A 15,526-nucleotide genomic window follows, 5' to 3' on the forward strand; every position below is an offset into this window, starting at 1 on the left:
CGGCAGTTAATCTTTTTGTTCAGATCTCTGTGGTGGGGTAGCGAGTGAGGTGATGGTGCTCGTATGACAGTTGATAAGATGTATGTAGTTTATGAGATGACAGGTGCGGAGTACCATGATACGTTTGAGAAATTGTGGTCCTATTTTAAAGGTACTCGGCACGGGCTAAGGAGAGACAAGTATGATAAGTCCGTATATGTAACGAATGGACTATCTGAATATGGTATTCAAGAAATACGTTTACGTCGGTTATGGAATTATCATGCGATAGAAGTGCGAATGCGCCCGGAGCTGCTTAATGAAATCGATGGTTCAAATTATTATGGATTGACTCGCATCAGCGAATTTGGTGAGGTTAGCATGAAGTTCGACTACATTTTACGAGATAGCATTGGACTTAACGTACCAAGCTTCTTTGAGTGGATAGCAAAACGAGTCGAATACACCGTTGATTTAAATGTAGGGGAAGCATTAATTCCAAAATTGCTGTTTCTGTACAAGAGTGGTAATATCCCGCCTTATATGTTACACGATGATGTTACAAGAAGATATTTCGAGTCGGATACAAATCTGTATCTTAATTCTACAACCGTAACAGCGCATTGGTATGATAGGTACAGGACACTTCAAGAGAAGGAAAAGAAGGCGAAGAAATCATATAAGGATTACAGCGTAACTCGAGGGATTTTGAGGTATGAAGTTCAATGCAAGGATTGTAATGAGAAAGTTCGTGATGTGCTTTCTGTAGAACAGTGTAGAAAGCGATTGTGGTACTTTTATGAATTGATTGTGGGGAAAGGGGACTATTATACACTTAATAAGGCAAAAGAGATTATCAATGATAAGGTAAAGAGTGAGAAAAAAAGAATGAGTCTAAATCAGCTCCTTGATTTAATCAATGAATGCGGCAGCGTATGGTTGGCAAAATTACGGTTTGCAGAACAGCCGGAGTTTTCGAGCGGGAAACAAAACCTAAAGCAGATTATGGACCGATTTAGCAGTAGACTTAATAAATTAAGGGATCTTGGTATCAATCCGGTATGTCTACCTTCAGGATGGGGAATTAGTAGACTTTCGAATTTGGACGGTATGATGTGCGAATACTTTGAAGCACAATATCCTAGATGAACAAATAGAAGGAGGTTCTAGGCCTCCTTCCTAATTTAATGCATGATAAGACGGTATTAATAAGTGCTGTCAAATGCTACCGCAATATTTCATCCATTTCTACACCAATTTACAAAGTGTTCGCAATTTTTGAATATTAAATTGTATTCAGCTTCACCCAATCTACTGTAAGCTCTGCTTACTGCTGCATCACGGCTACGTCTCAAATTAGATTGGCGCTTTTCGATAGACTTGCCATTTTTGAATGTTTCTAATGAATCAATTTGAATTCTCCCTTTTCCACTGGGCTTGGTATAATGAATGACCATGTTATTACCAATGTAAAGTCCATGGTGCATATACCCACAGTAGACCATGATATGATCTCCTTTTTCCAAAACAGGGTCAGATCCCAAAAACGCATGGCCCGCTCTTATTGGGGCTGTTTGCACACTTTCAATCGCATTAAACGCTGTTATGGCTGTTTTTTTGATTGCTTCACTTAAGAATGATAATGGGTGTTTCATTGAAATATTCCTCCATCATTGGTGGTATGAATGCCATCAATAAACCATTTATAATTTCGAAAGAATTCCTCAATGATATTCTTCATTACAAACCCAACTTCATATCCTTGCATTTGAATGAAACTAGAGAATATTCTATATGATTATCCTTTAGTTCATCCTTTTGGTAGAATATGCTTTAATATGAAATGGACGAGATAGTAGTGTTTACATGGTGAATATTGACTTCGAAATTTATGGCTTAATATTCGATCCCCCTTTTTTGACAAATAAAAAGACGGTTACCACTAGAAGAAACAAGAATGAATCTACAGGAAATAAGGAGCATCCCTATAGGCTTCTTTCCATCTTCATTGGGTAAACGTCATGCAAACAATAATTATTTATACAGTCGAATCCAAGTGGTCAGTCACTTGGGGCTGTTGCAGATCTGAGTAACAACTCATGTTGCCAAGGAAACTTATACATTGCATCAATCTGCGTATTCTAACTACTAGCATTCTAATCATACTTCTGCGTTCCATTTATTTCAAGAATTATTTAGGAAACCTTTAAGTGATCCAATCAAACAGTTGATGCGCATATCGATTTTTTAACGTGGCTCCATATGAAATTTTCAGAACGTGGAGGACAAGGAACGGGCAGATTCCACCGTTGTAGTTAAAGCATGGCTATAGACTTTAATGAAGATGACCGTGTTCCTTCAAACTATAAAATTGATTGCCGCCAATAATTATATGATCGAGTACTTCAATGCCAATGATTTCTCCAGCCTGTACAAGTCGTTTAGTTAAATTAATGTCTTCTGTGGAAGGCGTCGAGTCACCGCTCGGGTGATTATGCGCGCATATGAGGGAAGCACTGCAACGTTTAATAGCAGATCGGAAAACTTCCCGCGGATGTACTATAGCAGCGTTCAGTGAGCCGATCGAGATGGTTTCTTTATAGATCACACGATTCTTTGTATTCAAAAATAGACAAATGAAATGCTCTTTGGGAGAATATCTTAAGTCGGGAGCGAGCAGATCGAATACGTCTTTTGGTCGATGAATTGCAACAAGGTCAAACGAGGGAATGGTCAAGGTCTTAGTCAGTTGAAGTAGAGCCAGAATTTGACGAGCCTTACCTAATCCGATTCCCCTAATCATGGTTAATTGCTGCTCGTTTGCTTCCAATAGTTCTGTTGTTGTCGGGAACTGTTGAAACAACTCTTGAATTATGTAGCTGTCCTGTTTTTCTCTCAAGGATTCTGAAATAAGGTGTTTGATTTCTGCAGATGGAAAAGTGTTCATTGGTTTTCCTCCATTGCTATATTGGAATAAAGAAGGCCTTACACTTTTGTGTAAGGCCTTTCAATGCATGTAGATCCTCTCACGAGGACTACCTATCATGCATAGGTATCGAGGATATAATATATATTCATCTTTAATAATATTACGATTGAAATAGAACGATTAGACCGCTATCTATAGTTTAGATACGTGGATATTAAAATTTGTCTAATAATTCATATTCTGTCGACGCTATTCTACATATTAGAGGAAATCCACCCCTGATTAGAGAAGTAATATAGGGCAATGGACCTAATGATAAGCCGAGGTGTAATCATGATCATCGATGATGCAATTAATTTCGTAGTAGACGAAGTTGAAGATCCAGCATTGTTGCATCCAAACCTAGAGGATGAATTTAAAAATAAAGTAACTCGTTCAAAAACGATTGTACATAGAATAAAGAAAGTTGGAGATTTGAAACGATATCTTCAACGATTCGAGGTTGTCCCTCCACCAGGAGATCAAAAGAGGGCATTATATGACCGGTTTAAGGAGCTTGGCCTAAAAACATATGAAGATTTATACCCTGAGTTTGTACAGAAATTTGCTCAATATATAGACGATGTTACAGTCATCGACGATTTTGTTCTAGGTAAAGAGTACTCCTCCTGGGATATTTCGATATTCTCTCAAACATACGATACGCAATCAGGTATCTATTTAATTGGTGACGAACCTAATTACCAAGCTATATTTGTAAAGGCTACATTTGAAGAGGGAAAGTATCCAAATAAATGGATAGAAACTAACGAGCTTCTGAAGTACTACATGTATAGTCTTAAAGGGAACTTTAATCCGTCTTATAAATATAATGCTGCTATTATTAATTCAGTAAAAACAAATACACCGATTTATGTATTTGAAAAACAAGATACCCGTCTAACACTCAAAGGTATATTTAAGTATGAAAGCGATAATTTTGATCCTTCAGATAGTTCACGTTGGTTCATCTTAAAAAAAGTAAACTCACTACAAACAAGTAAAATACTGACTGTAAGAGAGTATGACTTAGAAATTGAGAAGCAAGTACGTGTTTCAAAAAAGTATACAAATGCTGAACGGAAAAAGAGATTGCATGAAGCAGATAAAATTCCAGCAAAGTTGACAGTGACATCGAACCAATTTATTAGGAATTCGGATGTGATCGTAGAAGTATTGTTACGTGCAAAAGGAGTATGTGAGAAGTGCCGGAAACCGGCACCTTTTATTCGGGCAAGTGATTTGTCACCTTACCTTGAAGTTCATCATATTATTCCGCTTGCTGAAGGCGGAGAGGATACCGTTGAAAATGCAAAAGCGCTTTGTCCTAATTGTCATCGTGAGGTTCATCATGCAGCTGATGTGATTACGGTTACTGCAGGAATTCTAATCGAAAATGGTGAGGTGTTAATTACACAATGTAAGAGCAATGATGGAGACCTAGGGAAATGGGAATTACCTGGCGGGCAGATAAAGAATAATGAAGCCCCTGAGAGATGTTTGAGACGTGAGTTAAAAGAAAAGCTCGATATTACGGTCAGAGTACAGAAATTCTTCTGTGATAGTGTCTATAACAATGGCAAACAAATAATTAGATTAATGACATACATGATAAGGCGTGTAGAAGGTAATCCTGTTATGGTTGAACATGAATCGCTTCAGTGGGTGAAGCCTGACGATATTGATAATTTAGAGTTGCTTCCGGCTGTTGTTCCTGTGATAGAACGGTTGAGAAACATCAATAGATAAGAGAATCTGTTTTTATAGAAAGGACTATATTATGAAGCAAGTTGATGTTGTAGGAGCAGTAATATTTAATGATTGCAATGAAATTCTTGGCGCACTTCGGTCAATGGAGATGTCCTTACCTGGTTACTGGGAATTCCCTGGTGGAAAAATTGGGCAAGGTGAAGATCATCAATCAGCATTAGTAAGGGAGATAAAAGAAGAATTATTGTGTGATATAGAAGTCGGTGAGCTCATCGCTGACATTGTGCACGAGTATCCAAATGTAAAGGTCAGGTTAATAACGTATAAAGCTAAAATTGTAGCAGGTGTTCCAATAGCAGCTGAACATGAGAAACTTGAATGGATAGCACCTAACGACATTAGAAATCTTAAGTGGGCTCCAGCGGACATCCCCACAATTGATATCCTAAGCAAATAAAGTCTCTTTTAAGAGGTGGGGGCTCTGAATGAGAATTGTGGTTGGAAAGGTACAATTCAAGAGTTATTAAATCTTGATAAAGAAGAATTAGTATCTTGTTTAACTGATTTTTTAAGTAGCTTTCAGTTGACTGTGAATACATCACATGAAAACTCATGGCGAGATACATACATTTTTTTGCACGATGCCTTCCATCTTCATTTGAATAAATATAAAGACTTATATGTAGTTTTTGAATATATACTCCCCCTTGAAAAGGGGAGAAGACCAGATGTTCTTCTTATGTTAAAGGAACGTGTGATAGTTCTGGAATTTAAGAGTAAAGACAAAGTTTTAATCGAAGACGTAGAGCAAACTATTGGTTATAGAGAGGATTTATTGAAGTTTCACCATGTAACATATAAGAAGAATGTCAAAGTAGAAGGGCATTTAGTACTTACTCAAGCAGTGTTTAAACCTGAACAACTCCTAGGTATAAGCATACTTGTTAAAAGTAGATTTATAGAGGATTTACATTTGAACGGTGAATCTTTTCAAAATAATGAAGACGTAACAGAATGGATCCAATCGTCTTATCAACCGCTACCTTCCATTACAAAGGCTACATTAGACTTATTTAAATACGGGGCTCTGCCCTGTATTAAGAACATTGAAGAAGGCGCCATTAGCAAGACAGTTAGCTTTATAAAGAAAAGAATCCATTCGAATGAGACGATAGAAAAGAGAAAACAGATTATCTTTGTTTCAGGTGTACCTGGAGCGGGAAAAACCCTTGTTGCGTTAAAAACGTTGTATGACTATAACGCATATCAATTTAAGCATAATAAAAATCCGGTTGCATCCATTTATCTATCAGGTAATGGTCCGCTTGTGAATGTTCTGCAGACCCAACTTGAAGATGTTGAGTTTAATGCAGCCGATGGTAGGTCCTATATTCGAGGTGTGTATGCATACAAAAGAGAGTACTTAGATTCTAATAAGGTTCCCCCGTTTCATTGCATTTTCTTTGACGAAGCACAGCGGGCTTGGGATGCAGCGAAAATGAAAGGCCCACTAAGTGAGCCAGAGGGATTACTCCAAGTTGGAGAAAAAATATATGCAAAACATGGGCATGTAACGATTATTTGCTTTATTGGTGATGGTCAAGCTATTCATACAGGCGAAGAGAAGGGAATGTCGCTTTGGAAGCAGGCACTAACCCAATATCCAACTTGGCAGCTCCTTGTACCACCTAAATATTCAGAAACATTTAATGGACTTCGTGTCCATGAGTCCGATGACTTGTTTTTAGACACAAGTATTAGAAGCAACTTTATTGATACCAGTAAGTTGCTCGAGTCTTTATTAGATCTCGATCTCGATTCTGCAAAAAACGAGTTATTAAAAATGAAAAAAAAGGGCTATATTCTGAGAGTGTCACGCAACTTCGAAGCAAGTAAATATTTCATCGAACAAAAATTAGTGGATTACCCTGACATGATGTATGGGATGTTAGTCTCTTCCAAAGTCGAAGATAATCTAGTTCAATCTGTCACCAAGACGCCCACTTATAAAAGTTACATGAAAGACACTGATGCCGGCAGATGGTTTCTTCATGACAGTAAAACATGGAAGCAAGGCGCCACTGAATTCGTTTGCCAAGGCTTGGAGCTAGACTTTCCGTTAGTATGCTTTGGCGGAGATTATTATGTTAATAATGGCAGATGGGTAATAGAGGACAGAGTATCTCGGAAGTATAATAATAAGTACGAGGATTTCCCGACAATTGTTAAGAACATATATCGAGTACTCTTATCAAGGGCTAGGAAGGGCATGGTCCTATTTATACCAGTGGACCTACGAGAGACATATGAAGTGTTTCTTAAGATAGGTGCTGAGGAGGTATAAGTATGCTAGTTTCATATTCTGGTCATGCATTATTGGGAGTTTGCTGAACAGCCTGGATTTAAGTTGTTGAGAATGAAACATATATAAGGAGTAGGTACAATTGCAAGAGCCGACTGTTCGATTTCTTCCAGATGAAAGTATTGAAAATAAGAAAGTATTTGAAGTAACTGGTCCGCTCGGTATCATAATAATAAAGCTTAGACGTCAAGGGGAAGCAGTGCAGCTTTGTGAACCAGGTGTGTTCGATTCAGATGGGAGTGCAATAAAGAATTGGAAAACAGGCGGGATTAATGGACGCTACACACTAAAAGAGTTTATTTCTGACCGAGTAGGCGTGCCCTTTTCGGAAACACGAGACGTATGGTTTGGAAAGCTTATGAATCTAAGTGATACGGGAATGGACATGAAACCAGATATCAAGATGTTAGAGATTCTGGACTTTCTAAGAGACCATGGTGGAGAGTATTACAAGGACCCAGAAAAAGCAGATAATGATGTTGCGAAAAAAAAGATGATTGAGCTTAAAGACTTAGCTAAAAGTATTGGAAAGAATTTCTCGAAAATAGGTCAGTTCTTCATCTCAGATGGTTACGTTTTTGATGAACCATCTGCCAGTAAGTGGTTGGATGGTAGTGGAAACGGAATCCGCACATATTTTTGGATAGAACTTAAGTTTCCTCATAAAGAAATGCTTCCAACGAGTATTTCAATTTTTGCTGAGAAGAAAAATGATAACCTTAATTACAGAGTTTCATTAGAGATTAAAGACAGTAAAAGTGATATTGAAGGATATAAGAGGCATAATAAGTTTTTAGATATCCTAAATCCTGAATCAGTAAACTTTGAATACTTTGTAACAACTAAAGCAGGGCTTGAAATGCAATCCGTATCTGGAGAGCAAATTCTAACTACTATAGAGAAAGTGAAAAATAGAGAGTACCGAAAGCTACAGATTGGTAGAACCATTACTTACGATGAGATTCTGAGAATGGATAGCATTCAGTTTCTAAAGAGAATATCAGACGTAATAGTTGAACTGGAACCATATTATAAACGAGCTGTTGAGGATGGTAATTCAGAGCAAAACGAGAAGATAAATGGAACTTCTTTAGATGGAGGAAATGTCGTGAAAGACAAAAATATTATCTTGTATGGACCTCCGGGAACTGGGAAAACATACAATACTGTGAAATACGCTTTGGCTATCATCGAGAATAAAAGTTTTGAGCAAATTGAAGAAGAGGTCAAAGGGGCAGGATACGACCATGTCTTTTTGCGTTATAAAGCGTATAAGGAAAAGGGCCAGATCGCTTTTACCACTTTTCATCAATCCTTTGGATATGAGGAGTTTATAGAAGGTATTAAGCCAATAATTGACGATGAAAACACAGGAGAGGTTAAATATGCTTTGGAACCTGGTGTTTTTAAAGCTTTCTGTGACAATGCATCGAAATTTAAAGTTATTACCAATAATGGTGACTCTGAATTAATAGCTGGTAACTCAATGATCTGGAAAATTTCATTAGAGGGAGCAGGAGATAATCCTACAAAAAAAGCGTGTTTTAGAGATAGTTGTATTCGAATTGGTTGGGATCATCTACCTGAGCATATCGAATACGAAACTGAATGTGATTCCTCTACTGTTCGCGACATGCTTATTGACTTTCAGGATACTATGAGCATAGGAGATGTTGTTCTTTCTTTATTTAACAAGTCTACGATCGATGCAATAGGGATCGTTACAGGTGATTACATCTATGACAATGATCTAAAGGAATACAAGAGAAAAAGAACTGTGAAGTGGCTTGCAACTAACATTAGAGAAGACATCTACGCTCTTAATGGAAATACATTTTTAACTACTCGTACTTTGTATAAATTAAATAGAATTAACCCTTCTGATCTCATGAAAATTATCGAAAAATATCAAGATACTGGTTCCATCGATTCGGAACTAAGTAGTAATAACCAGTCTCAAACAAACATTAGTTTAGAGCGCGAACAGAACAATTATGTTTTCATTATAGATGAAATCAATAGAGGTAATATTTCAAAGATATTTGGTGAGTTAATTACTCTCATTGAGTCTTCGAAACGTCTAGGCAAGGATGAAGAGCTAACAGCAATCTTACCTTACTCGAAGAAAAAATTTGGTGTGCCTGATAATGTTTATATACTTGGAACCATGAATACAGCTGACAGATCCATAGCATTATTGGATACCGCGCTTCGCAGGAGATTTAAGTTTATTGAAATGATGCCGCAGTGTGAAGTGCTTGATAATGTACTAGTTCAGGATATTAATGTAAGCAAACTTCTCGAAACAATTAATAAAAGAATAGAAGTCCTTTATGACAGAGAGCATATGATAGGGCACGCCTATTTTATTGAACTAAAAAAGGACCCATCGATCGATCGGTTAGCAAGTATTTTTAATAATTCAATTATCCCGCTACTACAAGAATATTTTTATGAAGATTACAAGAAGATTCAGTTGGTTCTTGGAGACTTAAATAAGAAGGAAGAATTAAGGTTTATCAAAAATATCCAAGTTGATCAAAAGCTCTTTGGTAATATCCAAGACATGGATTTTGATGAAAATGAGGTTTTTCTGCTTAACCAAAGTGCATTATATAACATCGAAGCTTATAAACAAGTTTATAACTTTTAGTTATTGGTGATTATATTGAAAAACTATTATGTAATAAAAGAGTACGATTCATTCGTAAGGGGGGAGTTGGCAGGACTCCCATCCAATTATGTTTCAATTTCAGAAAAAACATTTGATGATCTAGAGAACTTTATTATTATGCATAAAACTGACTCAGGGACAGAAGCTCTTGAATTTATGTCTATCTCAAGTAAGAAAGGCATTGGAAAGGTTATTAGTGCCAAGAACTATGTTGGACTCATACAAATGAATGATGGTACACAAATTGAAATTCTCCCTAAGATCTATACGAAAGAAAAGATAGAGTCTGAAAGAGTGACCAGAAAGATATTTCTAAAAATGCTCAGTTCTCTAAAAGACTTCCCTTTTAAAACTTTCAATAACTCAAATCTTGGAGTATCCAGAACTAGTTTATTTGAGATTTTCATAAAGATGTTCATTGACGAGATACGAGCGTTAACAAAGAGGGGATTAAGTTCAAATTATATTCCTCACGAAGAGAATGAGAAGTTTTACAAGGGGAAACTAATCTTTAACGAACAGATAAAGAAAAATTTTATCCATAAAGAGTGTTTCTTTGTATCTTATGATGTATTTAGTGTGAATAGGCCGGAAAACAAACTAGTCAAAGCGACACTAATGAAACTTTTGAAGTTATCAAAGGATTCACGGAATATTAGAGATATTGAGCAATTGCTTGTCGCATTCGAAGTGGTGGACGTTTCTGTAAATTATTCACAGGATTTTTCGAAAATTAAAATGGATAGAAGTATGCAGGCTTATGAATTACTTCTTGCATGGTGCAAGGTTTTCTTAATGAACAAGAGTTTTACAACATTTGCGGGCTCGAGTATAGCTTATGCTCTTTTGTTTCCAATGGAAAAAGTGTTTGAAGCTTATATGGGTAATGTGATGAAAAAATACTTTGGGGCTAAGGATAAAGTTACGCTTCAAGATCAAAAATACCACTTGTTCGATCAGCCGAAGCAATTTAAACTACAGCCTGATATTGTCTTACAAATGACAGACAGCATAATCATTATGGATGCAAAATGGAAATTGCTTAATAGTTTGTATCCAAACTACGGGATTTCCCAAACTGATATGTATCAAATGTATGCTTATTCAAAGAAGTATAATGCTCGAAAAATTTATCTATTATACCCTTTGCATGAGGATGTATCTGATCAGATGCATGCGGAATTATCATTTATAAGTAATGACCAAGTTATGATAGAAGTTATTTTTATAGATTTACAAAATATCGTCAGCACAATTGAGAGAATTTCTGCAAGCATGTCATAGAAGCGATGCTCAAAGAATGTGTCAAAACCAGGCCGGCGTGACCCAGCTACATATAGGTTATCTTGGATTCTTATCAAAATTAGGTAATGATTGTGACGGATTGGCTTGTGAAGCAAAAAGACCGTTCATAGAAGGGAACTGTATAGTGTAGTTCCCTTTCTCTAGAGTAGTTCATGTATTGATTTATACTAGCTTCAGGGGAACAAGACCACCGAGAGTTACTAAGCCGTCGTTTTCTCAGGAGGCACTGAAGGGCACTTCTTATTAATTCCTTGATAAGGAACATGTGTTCGTTCTACACTTATCTACAGAGGCGAGCCGAATAGACACGTCAAAAACAAGTAAGAAACTGATGGGGAATGGCTTCTGGGAATCAAGCCGTGATGCTTCCGAAGCACAAGGCTGCACTGATCGAGATGCGTAAAGAGGCGCGTAAGCATATACGCCGAATGTCGACTTCGAAGCAGCTGAGAACATCGCAGCAGCAGTCGCCAGGTCGTTTACAGAGCAACAATAGGAGATCACGATCATGGTGTACAATCCATACTGTGATCGTGTCGAGGCGGGAATCGTTGAGCGCGATGACCAATTCGGCAAGCGGATTCGCATTGACGGCGAATGGATACTGTTCGAGGATATTATTGCTCTGGAATAAACAAAAAGAGCCGGGGATGCTTTCCCACGACTCTAATCGACCGATGCTTTCGGATTTGATTTAATAATAACATGATCAAGAAATATTTGTAAATAAGAATTAGAATTCGCTACTTCGAGTATCCGTTTGCGAAGCGCAAGGTAGACAAGGAAGCATCTTTTGTGTGATGTGTTTTTACATGCCTAGATAGAAAGTCGGTGCCTTTATGATATTTAAAGTCTACTCCACGGACTTCGAAATTCCTTTAACCCCAGTTGATGTTGTTTACTTAATCGAAGATAACTGGAACGACTGGTGGGAATACAAGACAATGTATACGTTGTATTACATCGATCGAGCTGGTGTAAAGCATCATATCGGAAGTGTTAAGATCGGCCAAGAAAAAATGAAGGAAAAACGGCCGGATCTCCCCTCGTCTTTTCAAAGTCTGAGTAATTCATTTTTTTCAGTCGGACAAGATGTTGATTATTACTCAAACCTAAATAAGCTAGCCGGGGATACACGTCACGGTATTTTGGCAGCTTTAAATGATATTGCACTGAAGCCTGATGTTTATGAAAGAGTACGTTTAAATCGAGTTGTCCGTGTTTCATTACTTAGAGACGTGCGTAAAGTTTCTATTGAGGGACAGTATCGAAGGCTAGCTAACGGCGATGCTAGATTAACTCGATACGAATTCACTTATCGCGGGCCTAAAGTCAAAGGAGTTAACGAGCGCTTGGAATTATCCTTTGATGTAAAACCAAAATCGAACCCACCATCAAATGTACATGTGGTTATTGGTAGAAACGCTGTAGGTAAGACCCATCTTCTTAATAACATGATAAAATCACTTATTGACAATAATGCTAATCGGGCAAGTGTTGGTTATTTTGTATCTACACAACAAGAGAATCCTGAGGTAGAAGAGATTTTTGCAAACGTAGTATTTGTTTCTTTTAGTGCATTTGATATTACGGAACCAGTCCATGAGCAGAAAGATAAATCTATGGGAATTCAGTTCTCATACATTGGCTTGAAGCAAGTAAAGAAAGGATTACCCCCGAAAAGCCCGGATAAATTAAAAAAGGAATTCGGAAAGAGCTTGTATGCATGTAAAAGCAGCTCAAAGATAACAAGATGGCTGCGTGCTGTTGAAATGCTTAATGCAGATCCAATATTTCAGGAAGCAAATATCTCAAGTATCTTAGAAGATCAACCTGATGAAGATACAGAGGTTCTTTATAAGGACCTTGTCCAAAGCGATGACAAAGGCTGGATATCACCGGAAGACAAAAGATTAATGCAACGCGCTGAAAGCTTCTTCCATCGTCTAAGCTCCGGACACAAGATTGTACTACTGACACTTACACGACTTGTAGAAACGGTTGAGGAGCGAACACTCGTATTATTAGATGAGCCAGAGGCACATTTACACCCACCATTACTTTCGGCGTTCACTCGAGCTCTTTCTGATCTTCTAGTTAGCCGTAATGCGGTAGGCATTATTGCGACGCACTCCCCTGTTATTGTTCAAGAAGTACCAAAAAGTTGTGTATGGAAGCTCAGAAGAAGTGGACTTGAAGTCTCCGCTAGTCGATCTGAAATAGAAACATTTGGAGAAAATTTGGGTTCTTTAACTCGCGAAATTTTTGAGCTTGAAGTTACTTATTCTGGGTTTTATAAGATGCTAGATAAAGCTGTTGAAGATCTTGATGATTACGATGAAGTTGTAGATCACTTTAATGATGAACTTGGTATGGAAGCTCGAGCTATTATACGGGGACTAATAGCTTCTAGAGATCGCGGGGGCGAATAAGTAATGAGAACACTACCTAAGCCGCCTTTTACAGCAGAAGAGGTATTCCGCCAATCGATAAGTCGAGTTAAAGATTCAGAATTAAAGCAGCGGCTGAGCAATTGTTTACCTGAAATCATTACAGATTCTGATAACTTTGATATTAAAGCTTCTTCAGCGCAACTGCATCTAATACAAGATAAGCCCTTAGTTAATAATGATGTAACCGTAGAAGAAATGGAAGCCGTTTATGTAGGGCGTATGGCAAAGATAGGCGGACCGGGGAGAGATTACTACAACAGGTTGAGAAATGCACCGGTCAACGGCAAATGCCCTCTTTGCGGCCAAAGACCGGTTGGTACACTCGATCACTATCTACCAAAAAGTAAACATCCTTCTCTTGCTGTCTCCCCTAATAATCTGGTACCTGCATGTGGGGATTGTAACTTCATAAAGAAGGCATCACAACCAACTAAAAGTGAAGAAGAACCTCTTCATCCTTATTACGATAACATTGAAACGCAAAAATGGTTGCATGCTGAGGTTGTTCGTTCCAATCCTGTGGCATTCTGGTTTTACATTAGCCCCCCACCTGGTGCCTCGGAGCTTATTACAGAACGAGTTAAACTTCATTTCTCACAGTACAAGCTTGCTGATTTATACGCCTCTGAGGCCGCCAGTGAATTGGCGGATATCGCCTTTTGGATGAGAGAGCTGCATCAATCTGGTGGCCCAGAGGTGATAAGACAACACTTGACGGATACTGCAAGAAGCTGTACTCGAAATCAGATTAACTCATGGAAAACTGCCATGTATGAAGCTTTAGCTAACGACGAATGGTATTGGAATTTTGGTGCAATACAATAATGAAGGAGTAGCGGCAACTTGAGGTCGCTGCTCTTCTTTATATTTTCGCGGTGGACTTGCAATAGAGGTGAAAATATCCTTTTTGTCGAAAGTAGTAAAGTGCTGTAGTTTGAGCTAGGGGGAGAAGATTTTGAATAAAGAAATATATCTTAAAATTGTTACCAGTGCATTGGCACAATTAGTGGCGGAAGTAGAAATAAGGAATCGTATTAGTCTCTTTGACATTAATATTTTAGCTGAAGATTTTTATAGGGATTTTCTCAAGTTAATTTTTGGATATGAACTTGTTAACTTAAATATCGGGGAAAAGAATAGCGCAGCAATAGATTTGGCGGATGATGGAAGCCGAATTGCAATTCAAGTGACGTCAGACAACTCTAGTACAAAGATTAATGAAACGATAAGAAAGTTTAATGAGAAGACTCTCCATACAAAATATGATAGATTACTTTTTATAATGCTTACCAGAAAGAAGAGCTATACAGCGAGTTTTAATACCCAAGGTTTATTTCAATTTTCTAAAGCAGACGATATTATAGACTATCTAGATTTGATTGAGCATATAAAAAGTATGGATGTTAGTAAAATCGAGGTGCTTGCAAATTTTCTGGAAACGGAAGTAACACGAAAGCTTACGGATTCTAAACGGCGGCAGGCAAGTGAAGTAGAGACAATAACAGATTTAATTGAGTTTTTGAGCAGTAATAAAAAGGTAGCGGAAACTAAAAAGAAGGATAGTGTTATTGATCCAGATAATAAAATCAACAAGCGTTTTAAAGAGTACTCAGAATTTTTAAAAGATCTTTATATAAAACTTGTTTCTATTTATAGTGAGGCTGTAAATCAGGCCACAATCACTTTAGGACTCGATGATGTTAAGACTTTGGTTATTCAATTTTACTTACAAGATATTAGTAATACTTTTTTAGATGACAATAATGGTGATCCGCGAGTTGCGTTGGAAGAACTGACGTCATACTTTGAAGAACAGCTTAGTCAGCATGGAAAGGTGTATGACAAAATGGCCATAAAATATTATTTGATTTCAGAGACCATTCAATGTAACGTATTTCCGAATGTAGTAGGTGATCCGGTTGTTAGTTGATGATACTAAAAATACTAAGACCTCATCAGTGTACATAGGCTATTTAATTCTGAAAGTGATTAAAGAAAGTGGTTCTAATAAAATCTCCATTTACAGGGTCTCTGATGCACTTAAGAAAAATGGTATTGTGCATAGTAGGCAATTA

General features: G+C 37.5%; 12 protein-coding genes. 10 read left to right on the forward strand and 2 right to left on the reverse strand.

The window, feature by feature from the left end; genetic code table 11:
• Positions 1 to 63 precede the first annotated feature (63 nt).
• A complete protein-coding gene (locus SBI19_RS17695) occupies positions 64 to 1,128 on the forward strand; it encodes a hypothetical protein (protein ID WP_317970553.1) in 1,065 nt (354 codons plus the stop codon).
• An 89-nt stretch (positions 1,129 to 1,217) separates the two neighbouring features.
• Here the strand turns inward: SBI19_RS17695 and SBI19_RS17700 are convergent, their stop codons facing one another.
• Complete coding sequence (locus SBI19_RS17700) at positions 1,218 to 1,634, reverse strand: lecithin retinol acyltransferase family protein (RefSeq protein ID WP_317970555.1); 417 nt, start codon at positions 1,632 to 1,634, stop codon at positions 1,218 to 1,220.
• A gap of 680 nt (positions 1,635 to 2,314) precedes the next feature.
• Complete coding sequence (gene radC, locus SBI19_RS17705) at positions 2,315 to 2,926, reverse strand: RadC family protein (RefSeq protein WP_317970557.1); 612 nt, start codon at positions 2,924 to 2,926, stop codon at positions 2,315 to 2,317.
• A gap of 315 nt (positions 2,927 to 3,241) precedes the next feature.
• Between radC and SBI19_RS17710 the strand changes: the two genes are divergently transcribed.
• The 9 genes from SBI19_RS17710 to SBI19_RS17750 all read left to right on the forward strand — a co-directional run bounded on the left by SBI19_RS17710 (position 3,242) and on the right by SBI19_RS17750 (position 15,381).
• Complete coding sequence (locus tag SBI19_RS17710; protein WP_317970559.1) at positions 3,242 to 4,696, forward strand: NUDIX domain-containing protein; 1,455 nt, start codon at positions 3,242 to 3,244, stop codon at positions 4,694 to 4,696.
• 31 nt (positions 4,697 to 4,727) lie between these two features.
• Entirely contained in the window at positions 4,728 to 5,114 is a 387-nt protein-coding gene (locus SBI19_RS17715; protein ID WP_317970561.1) for a (deoxy)nucleoside triphosphate pyrophosphohydrolase, read from the forward strand.
• Positions 5,115 to 5,129: 15 nt separating this feature from the next.
• A complete protein-coding gene (locus SBI19_RS17720; protein WP_317970563.1) occupies positions 5,130 to 7,001 on the forward strand; it encodes a DNA/RNA helicase domain-containing protein in 1,872 nt (623 codons plus the stop codon).
• A 100-nt stretch (positions 7,002 to 7,101) separates the two neighbouring features.
• Positions 7,102 to 9,672 (forward strand): McrB family protein, encoded by a 2,571-nt coding sequence (locus SBI19_RS17725; RefSeq protein WP_317970565.1) that lies wholly within the window; start codon positions 7,102 to 7,104, stop codon positions 9,670 to 9,672.
• Positions 9,673 to 9,687: 15 nt separating this feature from the next.
• Positions 9,688 to 10,977: an McrC family protein gene (locus tag SBI19_RS17730; protein WP_317970567.1), complete on the forward strand. Its 1,290-nt coding sequence runs from the start codon at positions 9,688 to 9,690 to the stop codon at positions 10,975 to 10,977.
• Between the two features lie 529 nt (positions 10,978 to 11,506).
• Positions 11,507 to 11,632: a hypothetical protein gene (locus SBI19_RS17735; protein WP_317970569.1), complete on the forward strand. Its 126-nt coding sequence runs from the start codon at positions 11,507 to 11,509 to the stop codon at positions 11,630 to 11,632.
• A 205-nt stretch (positions 11,633 to 11,837) separates the two neighbouring features.
• Positions 11,838 to 13,430 carry an AAA family ATPase gene (locus SBI19_RS17740; protein WP_317970571.1) on the forward strand — a complete coding sequence of 531 codons (1,593 nt, stop codon included), beginning with the start codon at positions 11,838 to 11,840 and terminating at the stop codon, positions 13,428 to 13,430.
• 3 nt (positions 13,431 to 13,433) lie between these two features.
• A complete protein-coding gene (locus SBI19_RS17745) occupies positions 13,434 to 14,276 on the forward strand; it encodes an HNH endonuclease (RefSeq protein ID WP_317970573.1) in 843 nt (280 codons plus the stop codon).
• A gap of 130 nt (positions 14,277 to 14,406) precedes the next feature.
• Positions 14,407 to 15,381, forward strand: a complete 975-nt coding sequence (locus SBI19_RS17750) for an SMEK domain-containing protein (protein WP_317970575.1) — start codon at positions 14,407 to 14,409, stop codon at positions 15,379 to 15,381.
• Positions 15,382 to 15,526: the final 145 nt, after the last annotated feature.

The organism is Paenibacillus sp. CCS19, from assembly GCF_033239625.1.
Lineage (GTDB): Bacteria > Bacillota > Bacilli > Paenibacillales > Paenibacillaceae > Paenibacillus_T.